The sequence below is a fragment of the Rhodococcus marinonascens NBRC 14363 genome, assembly GCF_001894885.1.
Lineage (GTDB): Bacteria > Actinomycetota > Actinomycetes > Mycobacteriales > Mycobacteriaceae > Rhodococcus_F > Rhodococcus_F marinonascens.
Genome location: NZ_BCXB01000021.1, coordinates 62,094 through 80,264 on the forward strand (window position 1 = coordinate 62,094; position 18,171 = coordinate 80,264).

Consider the following 18,171-nt stretch of genomic DNA (forward strand, 5'->3'; position numbering starts at 1 on the left):
CGCGGATACGAGCGAGTCGCGGGCCGCCGCAGCTTCGTCCGCCGCTGATGCAGTAAGGTGCGTCTGGCAGGTCCCCGATAGTCGGGCCACGTGGTTTTAGAGCCACGGTGTGAATTGATGTCAGTCGATCTCGCAGCCCACAGGTTGGTGGATGTGGGTGCACCGGGCAGCGTACTCGGCCGGCGTTCGGTAGCCCAGCGACGAGTGCCGGTGCCGGTGATTGTGGTCCTCCTTGAAGTCGCCGATCACCACCCGCGCTTCGAGCAGATTCGTCCAGTAGTTCCGGTTGAGGCATTCCTTTCGCAGCCGGTTGTTGATCCCCCAAGGACTTCGTCCAGGGAGGTTCCCCCAGATTCGATATGCCCGTTGTTCCACGGAGTGCCCGGCGGGATGTACGAGATTCCGACCCTGCTGGCGCAGAACTGTTGCAGTGCATGGGAAATAAACTCCGGGCCATTGTCCATCCGCAACACCTGCGGTGGACCACCCCACAATACGAAAGCCTTCCCCAACTCCTCCACAAGCCGTTCCGCGGTGATCGAGCGCTCCACGATATTCAGAAGCGACAACCGAGTGTGCTCGTCGACCATCGATGCAATCTTCACCGCCTTCCCATCGATAGTGGAATCGAACTGGAAGTCGATAGCCCACACCACATTCGGTGCATCCGCTTCGACTGTCGGCACCGAACTCACCCCGGCCCGCTTACGGGGGTGATAGATCCGCACCTGCAGGCCTTCCTCCTTCCATAATCGGTGGACCTTCTTCTTGTTCACCTGCAGGCCCTCGTCGTGGCGTAGATGAGCCCACGCACGCGAAGAATCCGTGCAGCGGGTGTTTGAGGGCGTAGCGGCGAAGCCAGGCCCGTAGGTCGGCGTCAGGGTCTGACGGGGTCTGCGCTACGGGAAGCCGCCGAAAGGTGGATCGGGCGAGCCCAACAGCTTTGCATGCCAATCGCTGCGAGATACTCAACGTGCAGGTCAGCATCTCGACTGCGCGGCGCTTGGCGGCTGGGCTCAGAATTTTCCCTTGGCCACCTCACGCAGCGCGTCCTTCTCCAACTCGGCCTCGGCGAGCAGCCGTTTGAGTTTGCCGTTCTGTTCTCGGAGTTCTTTGAGTTCCTTCGCCGCATCGGTGTCCATGCCGCGGTATTGGCGTCGCCAGTTGTACAACGTCGCCGCCGACACCTCGAGTTCGGCGGCGATCTCTTCCTGTGTTCTCCCTGCTGCGGTCAACTCGTCCGCCCGCCGCAGCTTCCGAACAATGTCTTCCGCAGAATTGCGTTTCCGTCCAGCCATGATCTTCATTGTCCTTCCAACCCCAGGTCAAGGGGCAACAGGACTCCAAAACACTGTGGACCCATTCACGGGAGACACGCCACGTCGACTCGAGGGCGATGCTGTCCTGCGTGTTCCCCAACCCGCACCCGCCGCTCATCAATGCGATTCTCGCCAGTGCAGCACCCGCCGTGACTCGCCACCCGATGCCCTTCAATGAATATCCCCCGTTACGAATCGCCGTGGTGTGTCAAAATGCACCGGGTCGGCTATTGGTCCGCTTTGCATCGTCAGTTCAACAGGACGAGAAAGATCAAAATCTCGGATGCTCTACCGGATTTTTCCATCTCCGGTCCGTACCCTACGCATCGGTGGCGGGTGCGTAATCGCAACGCTCCTCTACCCGTGAGCCCCGCGCGGTTCGACGTTCAGGAGCTCGGTGATGATGTTGGGATGGGCTGGCCGTGGCCGGCGCACACCAAGGGGTGAACAAGCAGCTGATTGGAAGCTGTGACGGATCCATTCCGGATGCCGCTCGTTTCACCCGTCGTTCCTCGAGGGCGACGACTCACTGACTGACTCACTCGCTCACGAGCGACAACCGGTCCCAGACATCGAGACGGAACGAGTTATGTCAAAGGTGCGGCTTTTCATCGTTTCGATCCGGAATCAAGTTTCGGTTTCATCCACCCATCCACCCCCGGTAGTTTCGTCACTGTGATGATTACAAACCGGCCTCGACTAGTCGACACTCGGTGGAGAAGTAGACGCGGTCGTCTGGACTGTTTGGCGAGTGGACCGACTCCACTGCCGACACTATTCGGATCAACCCTCAGGCCCCACGTTGGTTGTATCAGACACTTTGTTGTTCCGCGTGAAACAGTCGGCCTTTGAAGGACTGGATGGGCGCCAGGATGTGTCAGTACTTCCTGTTGTCAGGGATGGCCTCACCTTTGAAGTTCGTACTCACGCTCGGCTCGTCCGTACCCACCGCCGGCATCTTGTGCATCGGGATCCCTGGGTGGACGTAGTGCGCTGAATGGACCGGACTTCCTCCGAAGGGCGCAGGCGCTGCGCCATGACCGTTTCACGTGGAACAATCGATCCTGGAACTCTGCTGACATTGGAAGCAGACCGAACCCCTCCCCTCCCTTATCGGTGGATGGGGTGCCGCCCGACACCATCCGGCGTTGCGCGCCCAAGTTGGTGGGCATACTCGCGAATGAGCCGGATAATGGAGACGTTGAGTTTGCTGACTTCGCGTTATTCGCGGGAGGATGTTTCACGTGGAACCACATGGTGAAGAGCTAACCGAATGGGACGAACAAGCGGTGGCACGCCAGGTGTTCGGTGAACGATTCGATATCGCGGAACGCTATTACAAGTCGCTTGCCAGTGATGGGGTTGAACGAGGCCTGATCGGTCCGCGCGAAATCCCACGACTATGGGAACGGCACTTGCTGAACTGCGCGGTCGTCGGGGAACTGATAGCCGTAGGTGAGTCCGTCGTCGATGTTGGAAGCGGTGCCGGACTGCCTGGCATTCCTCTCGCTATCGCCCGGCCCGATCTTCGTATAACTCTTGTCGAGCCACTCCTGCGCCGGTCGGTTTACCTCGCCGAGTTCGTCGAGTCCAACGGGTTGGATGTCCTTGTAGTTCGGGGGCGGGCCGAAGAGTCAGGTGTAGTCAAGGAGGCCGGAGGTGCTGACGTGGTGACCTCCCGCGCTGTGGCGCCGTTGGAGAAACTCGCCAAATGGTCGCTACCACTGATCCACGAGCATGGGAGAATGCTCGCATTGAAAGGTTTGAGCGCCGCCGAAGAGATTTCCCGTGACCGCGTTTCCCTCACCCGTTTAGGTGCGGGAAAGCTGGAGATTGTGGAATGCGGAGTGGGCTTGCTTCCCGTGCCCACAGTTGTGGTGAGGGCAGAACGAATACCAAGACACCGTCAGCGTCGATGATGGTCCGGTCGAGGCAAGGTAGCGAGCATGTCGAGTAACGAGCGATTCTCAATCGAAGGAGTAGTCAATGTCGGGTGGGCCTGAATCCGCCGTTTCACGTGAAACATCATCATGTGAAACCGACCATCAATACGACCAGGCGGCGCGCTCCGAGGACGGAGACGACGAATTCACGGCCCCGTACAACGGAATCTCGGTCGAGGAAACTCCGATCGGCGCTGCGGCGCACCGGGCGAGTCAAATCCTCCACCCTCACTCGGTAGCTCTTCCGAAGCCATCGGAACGACGAATCATGACCATCGCCAACCAGAAGGGTGGCGTCGGGAAGACGACGAGCGCCGTCAATCTGGCGTCCGCTCTTGCAGTACAGGGATTGACGGTTCTAGTGGTCGACCTCGACCCGCAGGGTAATGCCAGCACGGCGCTGGGAATTGCTCACAACTCTGGCGTGCCCTCCAGTTACGAACTCCTGCTCGGTGAGGTGACCGCTATAGAAGCGATCCAGACTAGCCCACACAACGATCGACTGTTCTGTATCCCGGCCACGATCGACCTCGCCGGCGCCGAGATCGAACTGGTCTCCATGGTGGCCCGGGAGGGTCGGCTGAAGAGTGCGCTGTCGGAGAAGTCGTTTGGCGACATCGACGTGGACTTCATCTTGATCGACTGCCCCCCCTCACTCGGACTGCTCACAGTCAACGCGATGGTCGCGGCTAAGGAAGTTCTGATCCCGATTCAGTGTGAGTACTACGCTCTTGAAGGCGTCGGACAGCTACTGAGGAACATCGAACTGGTGCAGGCCCACCTGAACCCTGATCTGCACGTGTCCACGGTGCTTCTCACGATGCACGACGGGCGCACCAAGTTGGCCGACCAGGTGGCCGAAGAGGCGCGTGCCCATTTCGGTGATGCGGTCCTGAAAGCAGTCATTCCGCGAAGTGTGAAGGTATCCGAGGCTCCTGGATACGGTATGACTGTGCTCGATTACGACCCCGGATCTCGGGGTGCCATGAGTTACCTTGATGCAGGACGTGAACTCGCCACACGCGTAGCCCACAGCACAGAGCAGGAGCAGCGATGAGTCAGACGCGCAAAGGGGGGCTGGGCCGTGGTCTGGCTGCGCTCATTCCTACCGGACCGACGATGAGCCCGGGACTCGGCGTCGCCGCGGCCGATGTCGTGATCGGAACCGACAGCCGTACCGCCACGGTCGCTTCCGGACCGCAATCATCCGAAGTCTCCGCCGATGAGGGGGCTGCCCAGACGTCCACGGTAAACAACGGAGACATCGACGGCGTCGACTCCGTGTCGGACAACGGGGCTCAGCCCCTTCCCTCCCCTGCTGGAGCGGTGTACCGAGAAATCGATCCCGACCTGATCGAGAGAAATCCCAAGCAGCCTCGGCAAGTCTTCGACGACGACGCTCTCGGTGAGTTGGTCCACTCGATTCGTGAGTTCGGGCTGATGCAGCCGATCGTTGTCCGACCGATCGAGAACGGCAAATTCCAACTCGTCATGGGCGAGCGTCGGTGGCGTGCCAGCCAGGAAGCCGACCTCGAAGTGATTCCGGCGATCGTCCGGGAGACCGGCGACGATGCGATGTTGCGAGACGCGCTTCTCGAGAACATCCACCGCGTTCAGCTCAACCCCTTGGAAGAGGCCGCGGCCTACCAACAACTCCTCGAAGAGTTCGAGGTGACGCATGAAGAACTGGCCGCGCGGATCGGCCGTTCCCGTCCCGTGGTGACCAACATGATCCGACTGCTCAAGTTGCCGATTCCGGTGCAACGCCGTGTGGCGGCGGGCGTCCTGTCGGCCGGTCACGCCAGGGCGCTGCTCTCACTCGAGGGCGGCGCCGATATGCAGGAGGTGATGGCAGCACGCGTCGTCGCTGAAGGAATGTCAGTCCGTGCGACAGAGGAAGCGGTCATACTTGCCAACCGCGGCGGGGATCAGACGGCGCAGCCCTCTCAGCGTCGGAAGCCGATGATGATGCCGGGCCTGCAGGACGTGGCCGCGCGGCTTTCAGATTCGTTCGACACCCGAGTCACGGTGAGTCTCGGCAAGCGTAAGGGCAGAATTGTGGTCGAGTTCGGTTCTGTGGACGATCTTCAGAGGATCGTGGGAATGATGGAGGTACAGAAGGCTGATTCGTAAGCTCCTGAGGAGGTAGAAGCACCCCACGGCGATATGTCACTGTGACAGTAGTCGCCGGCGAATCGGCTTCGGAACGGCCGTGGGGGGCGAAAACCGTTGAATAGCAGAGGATGTCGAATGATACGCGCATGTGACTCATGGAGGCTGAGCTAGCCAGTGTCGACTCATGTCACATCGCTCACTCTCGATGGCTTGGACAAGCTTTCCGCGCACGCTCGGCGCTGTGTTTTCTGGGAAATGGATCCGGCGGCGATCAACGGTTCGCGTGGGTTCTGTGATCAGGAATTCGAGAAGGAGGCATGGCTGTCGATGGTCATGCTCGAGTGGGGTTCGTGCGGTCAGGTCGCCGTGATAGACGGCAAGCCAGTCGGAAGTGCTCTCTACGCTCCGCCACGGACAGTGCCCCGCGCGCATCTTCTACCGACAGGACCCGTCGGCGCCGACGCAATCCTCCTCACAAGCCTTAGGCTCGAGCCCGCAGGCGAGGAACAGAACCTGGGAACGACGTTGATCCAAGCGGTCGTGGCCGATCTGGTGCGTCGTGGTGTTCGCGCCCTCGAGGCGTTCGGTATCCGCAACATGGATGTGGACGGATCGATCGAGACACCGGGTGCGGGCGTCTCCTCTGCCACCGCAGCCCGCGAGTGCTCCCCCGAGGAGTGCATGATCCCGGCTGATCTCCTCGAGGATAACGGCTTCAAAGTGGTTGCTCCTCACCCACACTTCCCACGTCTGAGACTGGAGCTGAATCGCGATCACGGATGGAAGGAAGATGTGGAGGCCGCCCTCGAGAGACTGCTGAACACATCGTCGGTGAGCATGGTGGATATCGGTGAACGCACACCTGTGGGTGTGCGCTGACTGCCGGCGCTCAGGGTCGTTCGGAGGCCGCCAATTCCTCGGCGAGCAGTTCCGCGAAGGTGAACGTTCCGGTCGGCTGATCGTCCTGACCGAGTAGGTACAGTCGTTTCACCGAGATGAGGATGGCCTCGGCGATCGCATCGCGGGCCCTGGGGTTGGCGAGAACCTCGGCATCCGAACGGTTGGTGAGGTAGCCCAGGTCGATCTGCACGGTCGGCATATTCGTCAGACGCAGCAGATCCCAGGTTCGCCCGTGCGTCCGGCAGTCCTGCAGTGGCGTGCGTGCCACGATTTCCCGCTGGATGAATCCCGTAAGGACCTGACCGATCATCGACGTCGAACCGTGCGAGTTACCGAAATGGAAGCTCGCGACACCGTTGGCCGCCGAGCATGCGTTGCCGTCGCACCGCATCGAGATCATCAGATCCGCATCGAAACCGTTCGCTGTGGAAGCGCGTTCGATATCCGAAGGATTGGCGTGGTGTGGTCGGGACAGGAATGTCTCCATCCCCGTCGCTGCCATGCGGCCCTCGAGTCTGCTGGCCAGGTCCCACAAGATATCGGATTCCGAGATCGTGCCGTACGGGGAATGCACGATGGCTCCGTTGCGGTCGCCGCCGAGGCCAGGGTCGATGACGATCCGCTTACCGCTCAACTGCGGACCGGAACTGCGAACAAGTTCTTCTTCGCTGATCGCGTGCGGTGAGCCACCGGTGACACGGGTTCCGAGCAACTCGAGGGATCGAAGAGTGGCGGGGCCGCAGATACCGTCGGCGGCGATCCCGATCTCCCGCTGGAACGAAGACAGGGAATCGTGGGTCCCCGGTCCGAAGAATCCGTCGACGCGCCCGATGTAGAAGCCGAGATCCTGCAGTCGGGTTTGCAGGGCGGCAACGTCGTCGCCATAGAGTGGAGCGGACAGTTGGTAGATCAGTGTGCGTGCGCCCAGGCGGTACGAGGCCTCCCTCATGGACCGGTATGTTGCGCGCCCCACGATTCCGTCGACGAGCAGCCCACGCTGCTGCTGAAAGGCTCGCACGGCGCTGTCGAGGTGATGATCGAACACGGCATCCGAAGCGATCCAGTGCGAGCTGTTGGTGATGTGGCGCCGGGTGTCGGCGACGGTGTTGTGCAGAAACCCGAGACCGGCCAGAATGCCCCGAATCTCAGCGACGGCCGGGCCACGTTCGCCTCGACGGAGTCGATGCATGTTTCAGGGCCTCTCAGTCTGAATCAATGACTGTGTGCGTCACCACAACACAGCTCAGTACAAACGAGTCTCGGTACGAACAAGACGATCGATGCGCCCGGTCCGGTCTAGCTGACGAGATCGGAGCGCATCGATCAATTGTCTCAGAGATTCCCACATAATCGAGAATCGTGCCGAGCGTTTGGATATCGATCAGAGAACGGCTGAGAGCTCTGACAGTAGAGCAGCTTTACCCTTGGTTCCGACGATGGTATTAATCGGCTTGCCATCCTTAAACAGGATCAGCGTCGGAATCGACATGACCTGGAAATCGCGGGCGATGGCCGGGTTGGCGTCGATGTCGAGCTTGGCGATGGTCAGCTTGTCGCTGTGCTCGCCTGCGATCTCTTCCAGGACGGGGGCGATCATCTTGCACGGCCCGCACCAGGTGGCCCAGAAGTCGACGAGGACCGGCTTGTCGCTGGAAAGAACATCCTGCTGGAACGAATCATCGGTGATGGTGACGGTATTCGACACGGGTTTCGCCTTACTCGAGGTGATCAGTGGGTGGTTCTTGCACAACTCAGGCGTCGACCGGTGACCCGGCGGCCGCCACGGTGTTGGCTGTGATGTCGCCGCGCTCGGCCAGCCAGCGTTCGGCATCGATCGCCGCGGAGCATCCGGTGCCGGCGGCGGTGATGGCCTGGCGATAGGTGTGGTCCACCAGGTCGCCGGCGGCGAAGACGCCGTCGAGGGAGGTCGCGGTGGTAGGCGACTGGATACGCACGTATCCGGCGTCGTCGAGAGACAGCTGACCTTTGACCAGTTCGCTGCGCGGATCGTGGCCGATGGCGACGAACATGCCAGTCACAGGCAGGGTGGACTGCTCGCCGCTGACCGTGTCGCGGATGACCAGACCGGTGACGCTGTTTTCTCCCAGGACTTCGACAGGTTCGGCATCGGTGACGAAACGAATCTTCTCGTTCGACTTCGCCCGTTCGAGCATGATGCGGGAGGCACGGAACTCCGCGCGACGGTGCACCAGAGTGACGCTCCGGGCGAAGCGGGTGAGGAAGGTGGCCTCCTCCATCGCGGAGTCACCTCCACCGACCACGACGATGTCCTGATCTTTGAAGAAGAAACCGTCACACGTGGCGCAGGCGCTGACACCGCGACCCAGCAACCTCTCCTCACCGGGAACTCCCAGGTAGCGGGCGGCTGCGCCCATCGCCAAGACGACGGCGTGTGCCTGATAGGTCTCCCCGCCGACCACGACCTTCTTGATCGGACCCTCGAGGTGGAGTTCCTCGACGTCTTCGGTACGGATGTCCGCACCGAAACGTTTCGCCTGCTCGCGCATCTGGTCCATCAAGTCCGGGCCCATGATTCCGTCGCGGAATCCGGGGAAATTCTCGACCTCGGTGGTGGTCATGAGAGCGCCGCCGAACTGAGTCCCCTCGAACAGCAGCGGTTCGAGTTGCGCCCGCGCCGCGTAGACGGCCGCGGTATATCCGGCAGGTCCCGAACCAACGATGATGAGTTCATGAACCGTCGATGGAGTGGTCATGCGAGCCTTCCAGTAGTGAGGGGTGCTCAGTCGTATGGGTCAACACCAGAGTAGGGGGTGTTGTTCCCAGACTGCAGGTGATACCGGTCGCTTCCCCCGCAACTCGCTTCCCCGCAACCCACTGTTCAGCGCAGAGTCTCCCGGATGACGCAACGGGTTCCCGTGTAGATGGTGGGCATGCACTTGTTGCAGTGAATGCAGAGTCCCTCGGAGACTTGCTGGTCACGAAACTTGTTGACCAGGTCGGGGTCGCGGAGCAGGGCGCGGGCCATCGCGACGAACTCGAATCCCTCCGCGAGCGCGTTGTCGATGGTGTCGAGCCTGTTGATGCCGCCGAGCAAGATGAGTGGCATGGACACGGCCTCACGGAACTGCCGGGCCATCGGGAGGAAGAAGGCTTCCTCGAAAGGGTAGGTAGGAAATATGCGCGGACCATACACCTTCAGTCCATACCCCACCATTTTCGGCTGTGAAGCAACGAATTCCGCCATCGGAACCTCACCTCGGAAGAAGTACATCCCATTGAGTAGTGAACTTCCGCCGGTGAGTTGCAGCGCATCGAGATGCCCGTCGGCTTCGAGGATCCGGGCGATCCGCAAACTTTCGTCGAGCCACAGTCCCTTCGGAACGCCGTCCGCCATATTGAATTTCGCGGTGATGGCAACCGAGTCGCCGACGCTGCGGCGCACGCGGTCGATCACCCGACGTGGGAAGGCTGCCCGCCGCTCGAGGCTGCCCCCGTACTCGTCCTTGCGCCTGTTGAGATTCGGGCTCATGAACGAGCTGAGGAGATAGTTGTGCCCGAGGTGAACCTCGATGGCGTCGAAGCCGGCATCGACGGCGTTGCGGGCGGCGTCCTCGAAATCGCGAATGACTCGGTCGAGGTCTTCCCTGGTGGCACCCCTCACGAGGCCCATGGCCGGCGGGCTGAAGCGAGTGGACGGAGCGAGGGTCTTGGTGCGGTTGGACCTGGTGTTCGCCACCAGGCCGGCGTGCCCGATTTGTGCCGCGACGAGTCCACCTTCGGTGTGGACGGCATCGGTGAGCCGACGCAGTTCGGGGACGTGGTTCTTGTCGAGCACAAGAGTGTTTGCGTGGACGCGCCCGCCGGGTGAGACGGCGCAGTATGCGACGGTGGTCAGCGCGGCACCGCCCCTCGCGACCTCCGCGTGGAAGTCGATGAGTTGGTCGGTAACTTGGCCTCGCGGCATGACCCCCTCGAAGGTGGCGGCTTTTACGATGCGGTTGCGCAGCGTCAGTGGGCCCAGCCGGGCTGGTTCCCAAATGCTTCGGCGCGGTTCTGGAACGGTCACGTATTGTCCTGGTTCGAATTTCGATGCCACTGACTCCGAATTGGACGATATAGCGCGCAAGCCAGTTCTGTCACACAATCACAACATTCAAGGCGGCGGTGAACCACCGCTATAGTTTGAGAACCTTGCGTGCTTTTTTCGAGATGTCGCAATGTCCGCTGGCCACCGAGTGTAGTAGTCCGTTGTATACCAGGTCCCACAGCAGTGGGTGGCCCTGGGCGTTGCGTAATTCGAGGGTGAGTTCTTGTCCCGATGAGTCTTTGAGTCGGATTACCCGGTGGAGGCCGTCGACGCTGAACCTGATGCGAACGATCTCGTAGGTGTTGATCCACTGGGGGCCTGATTGCACCCATTGTGATCCGGCGGCCATCCAGTTGTGTCCCCCGCGCCAGTACATGAATGCGCCGCCCGCTAACGCGACGCACCACAGAGTCCAGTTGTCGATCCACCCGAGTCCCTGATCCCTGATCGTGAGCCAGCCGAGGACCAACCCGACCATTAGCGTTGAGCCCTGCCACCGAACCTTCGTGGAGAACTCGGTCCACTCGAGGACGGGGCCGAGTTTTCCTGGGGCGGTGATGGCGCGGCGCGGTGCCGGCGCATCGGGTGTTGTTTCGTGTGCGCTCGACTCCCCGCGCGGCGCCGAGGGTGGCCGGGGTTGTCCAGTGTTCGGATCGGGCTTCGGTGGCAGGTGCGATCGGTGTCGTGACAGTTCGGTCATCGGGATCAGTCCGCCACGTATTCGATGAGTTCGCCGACACCGTAGCTGACCAAGATTCCGGCTCCGACCGCCGCGATGGTTGCCGGGCCTCCCGCAGCGCTGGCGAGCAGCAGGCTGGTTGCCAGCGCTGCCGGCCAGGAACCCTCCCGCGTCCTATGCCACCACCACCGCCACGTCACCGGCGTCTTCCGCGCCTTGCAGGTCGTATGCGATCTGGGCGCTCGCGAACACCACGCCCGCGCCGGGGATTTTGGAGCCAAGTTTGGATACATTCTTGGAGGCGACACTGTCGGAAAGGAATTTGCCGACAACACCTCCGGTCTGTCCCCCGATCAGCCTCGAGTTCTGCGCGGCGAATCGTGCCGCGTCGTCCGCGGCGGGCGCGAAGGCATTGACCGCCTTCGTTGCGGCGGGGCCGCAGCCGGTCTCGACAGCGAGGTTTCGAAAATTCTGCAGTTGCGTGGCCTGAGTTCGGGCGATCTCGCCCCACTTGTTTGCTTCTTGCACCGCTGTTCCGACGTAGCTGAGCGCACCACCCGCGAGCATCCAGGGCGCCGAACCCTTCAGCCGGTCCAGCCGATCAGTGCTGTCTCCGAAAGCACGTCGAAGATCCTCGTGCGCCAACCTTTCGATCTCACGCGCGGTGGCCAACATACTCAGGGCCTCGCCGTACGCGGCATTCTGTTGGGCGGACATCGTCAGTTGTTCGATACTCCAGGGGCCCACAGGCTGCAATGCGTCCGGGTCGGCGATCCATGTCGGAAAGCGCACATCGGGACCCACCCTCAGGCCGCCCTCCATGGCGCGCGCCGCCGCTTGTGTCATCCGCTTCTTGACGGTGTTCATGTCGTCGGCAAACGCGCGCAGTGCCGCTGCGATATCGTTCGCTCGGTCTGCAACCTCCTCTGACGACTTCGCGAGCTTGTCGACTGTTGCGCGGAAGTTGTCTCCCGCCGTATAGGTCCAGTCGTCTTCGGATTGGTTCCTGGCGTCGCGGAACCCACGAGCCCCCCGGTCGGCGGTGTCCGCAAGTTGGCGGAGCGCGGTGGCACATTCGATGCACGACGCCGGATCGGCATCGACATGGACATAGATCGGCATCAGGGTGTCCGTCCGTTGGGCGTGGGTGACATGCGCTCACCGACGACGGCGAGCTCATCGGCATTCGTTTGGTCGGACTCTGTGTAGTTGGCGTCGCAGGACGCAACGATGTCGGCTGCTCGGGCCGACGATCGGGCAATCTGCGACATCGCATCAGCGAGCGCGACGAGGGCATCGCCGACAAACGCGGTGGACGGCCCGGCATTCGGCACTGCCGGTGCTTGCGATCCGGCCTCGTCAACCTCCACGGCGCTGCGCGCCAGTATCCTCGCCGTCTCGTTCAGATTCTCGACGTTCAATTGATCCGCGCTCATCGGTCCTCCCCTTCCAGCCGGGCCAGTGCCGCATGCCTGCTGTATGAATGATGTCGGGATGCGGCTGCCGAGATCGTCACTGAGGAGCCGAGGTCGAGACGAGTCGTTGAACGCTTCCCCCTTTTCTCCTTCCGAACCGGAAACCTCCCGAGTGCGCCGATTCTCGGCGATCACCCTAACTGTCTGCCGTCGCGCAATTTCTCAGGAGTGGGCGTCACCATGAACTGTGTACTCAGGGAGCCGAGCAAGAAAGTCCTCGAGATCAACCGATATCGGTGACGGCGAGCGTCGCCGGATCAGTTGCGCTACAACCCCGGCCGACCACCAGGGCGGTGATTTGCGGCGGGTGTGGACCGGCGAAGAGGAGTAGCACACCGGGTACACCGGCGAGGCGGACCTCACCGGAACCCAGAAGCATACGTAACTCATCGATGTCGTTGGCGCGTAAGCAATCCGCAAGTACAGCAGGATCGTCGAGCGGTCCCAACTGATTCGAGCCGATCAGTGTGAGGAGACGTCCGGAATCGAGGTTGGTATCCAGATCGAGAACCGCCGATGTCGTGGTTGTCTCAGTACTCGGCAACGCGACCGGCGGTGTCTGCGGTGTCCGATTGCTCGGCGTCACAACGGCGACCGTCACCACGATCGCTGCCGCCGCCGCAAAGGTTGCCGCAGCAACCTTTGCCCAGGTTCCCCGCCGGATCGACGGTGCCACGGTGGTCACCGGGAGTCCGTCTCGCTGCGCGGCCAGTGCCAGGTTGATGCGGTCGGCGACCGCTGTGGGGATCGGCGTCGAGACGGAATGGTCGCGGCCCAGTGCAGCGAGTTGTGCAGTTACCTTGTCGAGGGCGTCGATCACCTCCATGGCCCGTGGATCGTTCCGGACGAGCGGCCACAACTGATCGCTCACCGACTCGGGCAGTAGCCCGGCATGTAGATCCGCGAGCAGATCGGCGGAGTACGGCGGAGCGGGAAACCCGGCGTCGGACGGGTCGAACTGACGGTCAGCCACCGCACCTCCTCACCGATCGGTTAGAGCCCGGGACATCCCCCGTGGGATGTAGGAGACTCTATTGCGCCCCTACTAGGTTTTGACGCTCCGGAGTCATGATCGGTTCCTCTCGTCACGGAAGTATTCCAGAGAGGCGGCAAGTTTCTTCCGTCCGCGTGCGCAGCGACTTTTCACGGTGCCTTCCGGGACTTCGAGCAGAGTGGCGGCCTCGCTAGTGGAAAAACCCTCCAGGTCGACCGCAGCGATCGCCATCCGCTGATCCGGCGGGAGCAAGGCCAGGGCTCGTTCGACCACGAGGTTCAGTTCCAATTCGGATACGTGGTCACGGATCTCGCGCGGTTCGTCCTTTTCCTCTGCGGACAGCGATACGGACGGGCGCGCCTTGTTCCGGCGGATACGGTCGAGGCAGGCGTTGACCACGATTGTGTGCAGCCAACTGCGCACTGCGGCGTCCCGGCGGAATGTGGCGGCCTTGCGATGCGCGGACAGCAGCGCTTCCTGCAGCGCATCTGCCGCGTCTTCGGCGGTGTAACTGGTGCGTTTGGCGACGTGCCACAGATGGTCGTAATGGCGGCCGAGCAGGGTCGAGAACGCATGTCGATCGCCCGCGACGTGCGCAGCCAACAGGTCGACATCCGAGGTGTTGTCCTCGGTCTCCCCACGGAAGGTTCGCACCGGCGGATGTTAACCCGCGTTCGCGTGTACCCGGGCAACCGGGTACCGACTAATTCGTGGCGTCGAATTCCATGTTCGCGATCGAGGACTGATTCCTTCCATCGGAACTACTCAGACCGGTGATCCATATCAAAACGTTCCTGGTGGGTCCGGCGGACGTCACAGAGATTTCGGTGACACCGTCATCGAGCACAGCGGAACCCAGCACTCGAGTCTGGTCGAGGGAGGGGTCCGTCGACGGCGCGCTCCGGATCTCGACGGCGGTGCCCGGTGAGGGTGAGTTGATCGAGACGTTCGAAAGGTTGACCGGCTGGTCGAACGTGACCATCAGGCCCACACCGTTCTTCAGTGTAGGGAAGGACTGGAAGTAGTTGTCGGTGCTCCACATCGTGGAGGCATCGCCGTCGATGGCGAGTCGGGCGCTGGCGGCTGAGTCAGGTGTGCCCTGCGGCGAGAACACCGTTACGCCGGCGGGCGTGATCGGTGCGCCCGGTGTCGGAGCGGTAGCCGGACCCGGACCCGGACCCGCTTCGGGGGCGACCGACGCTGTCGCCGGCGTGGTGAGCCCGAAACTTTGCTCGGTGAGCGGGGCGTTGGAGCTGCTGCCCGTGAGGAATGCCGCGAGCCAGAAGCCCAGCAGCGCCAGCACGATGATCGTTACGACGCCGAGGCCCGCGAGCGCCGCGATCATCCGGTTGGACTTCTTCTTCTCCGCCTCGAGCGCTTCCGGATCGGCGAGAACGTTACTCGAGCCACCGACGTTCCGCTGCCCGAGCCGGATCGCGGGGATGTATTCAGTCTTGTCGTTGACGACAGAGGCCTGATCGAGGATGTGTTGCACGGTGGCAGCTGTGCGAATTCCGCCGTCCGGCTCGAGTGCGCGCAACGCTACCGCCGAGATCTCGAACGGAACCTCCGGCCGGATCACCCGCGGTCCGATGGGCTGCCCGCTCGAGTCGCGGTCGGCCAGTCGCATGCCGCCGACGCTGCCCGGGCGGGGTGCGCCGGCGGGAGCGGACCGGTCGGTCAGCGGCCAGCGCGCCGTGATGAGCGCGTAGAGCATGGCGCCCAGTCCGCGCACGTCGGAACTGGAGTCGGAGTCTGCGAGTGTGGCCGGGAACGCCAGAACGGCATCGCCGGTGATGCTGATGCGAACCCGGTCGGGGTGGTCGATCGACAGTGCTCCACCCGCCCGGTGCGCGGTCTCGGCGGCCGCGGCGAGGACGCGGACGGCGCTTGCAGCGCCGATCGGGGACGGTCTGGTGTCGGCCATCTCCCGCAGCGAGCGACCGGGTGTCCACTCGGCTACGACGATACCGCCCGAGCTTCCACGGACCACGTCGAGCACGCGGGCGAGACCGGGCGAATTGATCCGACCGAGGCGCAGGGTACGCGACAGAATAGCTTGCGGGCCTTCGGGTGTGGCCGAATTGGAACGCTGTTCGGCGTCGACGAAGGTAAGGGCCACCTCGCGGTCGAGCTTGACATCGAGTGCCTGCCAGAACTGGAGACCGCGCGAACCTCCGTGCGGTGTCAGGAGGCGGTAACGACCGCCCGCGACGGAAGCACCTGGAAGGAGCTTGGGGCCACGAGGAGGGCGCCGCGCGTCAGCCGTCGGCTCACGATCGGGCGCGGGGGCAATGGGGATAACGCCGGTGTCGACACTGATGTCACGCCCAGGCGTGGTGCTGATGTCACGTCCGTGCGTGGCGCCGATGTGACGAGTATCTCGGCGCGAGTCGCCGCGGTGCTCGGAGTCGCCGGAGGACGCCTCCTGCTGAGCCTTCGGGTCCGCGTCCGCGCCCTCGCGATCACCGGTGTCCTTGCCCTGTACGGTTTTCGGCGTCCCGTCCTGTCCGGTCTTGGGCGTCCCGCCGGTGGACGTCGAGTTGCCGCCACCCTTATTCGCAGGGGTGTCGGGACCAATGGGTGCTGGGGCAGAATCGGATTCGGAGGCATGCACCACAGAACCTCCGGCTCTGTTGCTGCCGGACACGTCGTCGTCGCTCACCCTCACTCCTTCACTTTCGAATGCCCAACTCCGACCAGTACCGGGCGGCGATCCGATCCGCTGGTGTCCAGGGTACGGGAGATTATCGGGCCGTTTGCCACCCCGCGGTTGCCTTCCTGGGTGATCCGATTGGGCTCGGATGACGGGAATCAGTTCGGTTTCGGCGTCGATGAGCGAATCGACCTCAGATCCCGCCGCGGCGCCGCGACCGCGGAGGGCGCGTAACTTGCGGCTGACGGCGACAGTGATGGACATGATCTCCGGGATCTTCGCGAACCAGAGGATCACGAAGGTGATGCTGAGCATCAGAATGCCGCTGATGATCACGCGAACCATGGAGCCGGGGCCGCCGAAGAGTGTGGTGAGCCTGTCCAGCTTCAACAGTCGGTCGACGCCGAGCACGGCGAGTGCACCCGCCAACGACGCCAGGACCACCACCCACACCGTTTTCCCGACATTCGCCATCTGAAGATTTCCGAGGCTGCGGTGCAGCAGGTAGCCGCCGATCAGTGCTCCAATGATGTAGCCGAGGCCGTTGGCCGTGCCGAGCAGGATCACCACCTGTTCGTCGCTCGAGGCGATCATCGGGGTGAGCGCGGAGAGTGCGATCTTGACCGCGGTGATGCCGAGGACGATCCACGTGGGGGTCCACGCCCGTTCCCTGGCGTAAAAGACGCGTAGCTGGATCAGGACGAGCGAGTACGGGATCAACGTGAACGCCGACCAGCTGACAGCCTGACCGAGACGGTCGGCATCTCCCGAACCGAAGTTGCCGTATCCATACAGCGCGTGGCCGATCTCGGGTCCCGCAAACGTGAGAAACGTGATAATCGGGATCAGCGCGATCATGGTCAACCGGGTCGCGACCGACAGATCGTCGACCACGGCTGGGGTGTCGTCGTCGGCGGCGTTTCGACTGAGCCGCGGCATAATCGCGGTGAGGACCGTCACGCCCAGCACTCCGTACGGCAGTTGCAGCAGTAGCCAGGTGTTGGTGTAAATCGCCGGACCTGCCTCGTCCGCCTGGGCCGCGATTCGGATGGCGAAGGACATCCCCGCTTGGCTGATCAGCACGTACAGGATGATGGCGACGGCCATTCCGCCGAACTGCCGAAGCCGATCGTCGAGTCCCCACAACGGTTTGAGTGAGATGCCCTCGCGTCGGATGGCGGGCACCAGGCTCATTGCCTGGGTGACGACACCCAGCGTCACACCCACTCCGAGGACCAGCAGTTTCGGGTCGCCCATCCGCACCGGGTCGACGGTGATCTCCCCCGGAGTCACGTAATAGATGGCCAGCACCGTGATCATCACGACGTTGTTCAGCACTGGCGCCCAGGCACCCGGTTTGAACACTTGCCGAGTGTTGAGGATGGCGGTGAGTAGCGCCGACAGTCCGTAGAACAGGATCGCGGGTAGCAGGAGGTAGGTCAGGGCCGTGGTCAGGTCGGTGCTCACCTTGGCGCCGTCCGGCACGAGGATGGACGCGATCAGGGGGGCCGCGGCGGTGGCCAGCAGCGCCGCGGTCCCGAGCAAAATGCATGTCGCCGTGAACAGGCGCCGCACGAATGCCGCACCCTGGTCTGGGTCCTCGCGTTCGGCGCGCACCAGCACGGGCACGACGATTGCGGTGAGCACCGCTCCCAAGACCAGCTCGGCGATCATGTTCGGGATCTGGCTGGCGACGGTGAACGAGCTCGCCAACGACGCACCCAGCAGGGTCAGGACGAGTAATTGCTTGACGAATCCAGTGATGCGGCTGACGAGCGTCGCAATCGCGATGGATCCGGTGGATGCCAGTAGACGCGAGTTGGTTTGGTTCTGGGGTGCCGTCGAAGGACCGGAGTCCGGGACCGGCGGCGGGTGGTCGACCCGGATGGCCGCGAACTGCACCGTCGGTGCCTCGTCAGGTCGGATCTCCCGAGCCCAGTGGTCACGCTCCCACGGTGCGACCCGGGGATACGCTACCCGGGGATGAGAGTGATCGGGAAGCCTCCGACCCCCGCTGGGAA

Annotated in this window: 15 protein-coding genes and 1 pseudogene; 4 read left to right on the forward strand and 12 right to left on the reverse strand. The window is 62.7% G+C overall.

The window, feature by feature from the left end:
• Positions 1–120: 120 nt before the first annotated feature.
• Positions 121–1,298, reverse strand: a pseudogene (locus RM2_RS15545) (IS3 family transposase).
• Between the two features lie 1,256 nt (positions 1,299–2,554).
• Here RM2_RS15545 and rsmG point away from each other — a divergent pair.
• The 4 genes from rsmG to RM2_RS15570 all read left to right on the forward strand — a co-directional run bounded on the left by rsmG (position 2,555) and on the right by RM2_RS15570 (position 6,256).
• Complete coding sequence (rsmG, locus tag RM2_RS15555) at positions 2,555–3,238, forward strand: 16S rRNA (guanine(527)-N(7))-methyltransferase RsmG (protein WP_072690467.1); 684 nt, start codon at positions 2,555–2,557, stop codon at positions 3,236–3,238.
• A 67-nt stretch (positions 3,239–3,305) separates the two neighbouring features.
• Complete coding sequence (locus RM2_RS15560) at positions 3,306–4,319, forward strand: ParA family protein (RefSeq protein WP_072690468.1); 1,014 nt, start codon at positions 3,306–3,308, stop codon at positions 4,317–4,319.
• Positions 4,316–5,395, forward strand: a complete 1,080-nt coding sequence (locus RM2_RS15565) for a ParB/RepB/Spo0J family partition protein (RefSeq protein WP_072690469.1) — start codon at positions 4,316–4,318, stop codon at positions 5,393–5,395. Before RM2_RS15560 ends, RM2_RS15565 begins: the two co-directional genes overlap by 4 nt.
• Positions 5,396–5,551: 156 nt before the next feature.
• Entirely contained in the window at positions 5,552–6,256 is a 705-nt protein-coding gene (locus tag RM2_RS15570) for a GNAT family N-acetyltransferase (RefSeq protein WP_072690470.1), read from the forward strand.
• A 10-nt stretch (positions 6,257–6,266) separates the two neighbouring features.
• On the opposite strand, the gene RM2_RS15575 is transcribed toward RM2_RS15570, so the two are convergent.
• The 11 genes from RM2_RS15575 to murJ all read right to left on the reverse strand — a co-directional run bounded on the left by RM2_RS15575 (position 6,267) and on the right by murJ (position 18,052).
• Positions 6,267–7,466, reverse strand: a complete 1,200-nt coding sequence (locus tag RM2_RS15575) for an N-acetylmuramoyl-L-alanine amidase (protein ID WP_072690471.1) — start codon at positions 7,464–7,466, stop codon at positions 6,267–6,269.
• 192 nt (positions 7,467–7,658) lie between these two features.
• The gene (trxA, locus tag RM2_RS15580; RefSeq protein ID WP_072690491.1) at positions 7,659–7,982 is read right to left on the reverse strand and encodes a thioredoxin; all 324 of its coding nucleotides are present in this window, start codon (positions 7,980–7,982) and stop codon (positions 7,659–7,661) included.
• 46 nt (positions 7,983–8,028) lie between these two features.
• Positions 8,029–9,012, reverse strand: a complete 984-nt coding sequence (gene trxB, locus RM2_RS15585) for a thioredoxin-disulfide reductase (protein WP_072690472.1) — start codon at positions 9,010–9,012, stop codon at positions 8,029–8,031.
• A 125-nt stretch (positions 9,013–9,137) separates the two neighbouring features.
• The gene (gene nox / locus RM2_RS15590; protein WP_072690473.1) at positions 9,138–10,325 is read right to left on the reverse strand and encodes a 4,4'-dithiodibutanoate disulfide reductase; all 1,188 of its coding nucleotides are present in this window, start codon (positions 10,323–10,325) and stop codon (positions 9,138–9,140) included.
• A 109-nt stretch (positions 10,326–10,434) separates the two neighbouring features.
• Entirely contained in the window at positions 10,435–11,046 is a 612-nt protein-coding gene (locus tag RM2_RS15595) for a hypothetical protein (RefSeq protein ID WP_072690474.1), read from the reverse strand.
• A gap of 5 nt (positions 11,047–11,051) precedes the next feature.
• On the reverse strand, positions 11,052–11,225 hold the full coding sequence (locus tag RM2_RS24575) for a hypothetical protein (RefSeq protein WP_169846744.1): 174 nt from the start codon (positions 11,223–11,225) through the stop codon (positions 11,052–11,054).
• Positions 11,200–12,147 (reverse strand): hypothetical protein, encoded by a 948-nt coding sequence (locus RM2_RS15600; protein WP_084721829.1) that lies wholly within the window; start codon positions 12,145–12,147, stop codon positions 11,200–11,202. Before RM2_RS15600 ends, RM2_RS24575 begins: the two co-directional genes overlap by 26 nt.
• Positions 12,147–12,461: a hypothetical protein gene (locus RM2_RS15605; RefSeq protein ID WP_072690475.1), complete on the reverse strand. Its 315-nt coding sequence runs from the start codon at positions 12,459–12,461 to the stop codon at positions 12,147–12,149. Before RM2_RS15605 ends, RM2_RS15600 begins: the two co-directional genes overlap by 1 nt.
• A 262-nt stretch (positions 12,462–12,723) precedes the next feature.
• On the reverse strand, positions 12,724–13,473 hold the full coding sequence (locus tag RM2_RS15610; RefSeq protein WP_072690476.1) for an RsmA family anti-sigma factor: 750 nt from the start codon (positions 13,471–13,473) through the stop codon (positions 12,724–12,726).
• A gap of 93 nt (positions 13,474–13,566) precedes the next feature.
• Entirely contained in the window at positions 13,567–14,148 is a 582-nt protein-coding gene (sigM, locus tag RM2_RS15615; protein ID WP_072690477.1) for an RNA polymerase sigma factor SigM, read from the reverse strand.
• A 49-nt stretch (positions 14,149–14,197) separates the two neighbouring features.
• Positions 14,198–18,052 (reverse strand): murein biosynthesis integral membrane protein MurJ, encoded by a 3,855-nt coding sequence (murJ, locus tag RM2_RS15620; RefSeq protein ID WP_174553865.1) that lies wholly within the window; start codon positions 18,050–18,052, stop codon positions 14,198–14,200.
• Between the last annotated feature and the right edge of the window lie 119 nt (positions 18,053–18,171).

Bases quoted from the DNA above. Each gene is read 5' to 3' on its own strand.
- RM2_RS15575 (WP_072690471.1), bottom strand. From the start codon at position 7,466: ATGCATCGACTCCGTCGAGGCGAACGTGGCCCGGCCGTCGCTGAGATT.
- RM2_RS15560 (WP_072690468.1), top strand. From the start codon at position 3,306: ATGTCGGGTGGGCCTGAATCCGCCGTTTCACGTGAAACATCATCATGT.
- rsmG (WP_072690467.1), top strand. From the start codon at position 2,555: ATGTTTCACGTGGAACCACATGGTGAAGAGCTAACCGAATGGGACGAA.
- RM2_RS15595 (WP_072690474.1), bottom strand. From the start codon at position 11,046: ATGACCGAACTGTCACGACACCGATCGCACCTGCCACCGAAGCCCGAT.
- RM2_RS15600 (WP_084721829.1), bottom strand. From the start codon at position 12,147: ATGCCGATCTATGTCCATGTCGATGCCGATCCGGCGTCGTGCATCGAA.
- trxB (WP_072690472.1), bottom strand. From the start codon at position 9,012: ATGACCACTCCATCGACGGTTCATGAACTCATCATCGTTGGTTCGGGA.
- RM2_RS15565 (WP_072690469.1), top strand. From the start codon at position 4,316: ATGAGTCAGACGCGCAAAGGGGGGCTGGGCCGTGGTCTGGCTGCGCTC.
- RM2_RS15605 (WP_072690475.1), bottom strand. From the start codon at position 12,461: ATGAGCGCGGATCAATTGAACGTCGAGAATCTGAACGAGACGGCGAGG.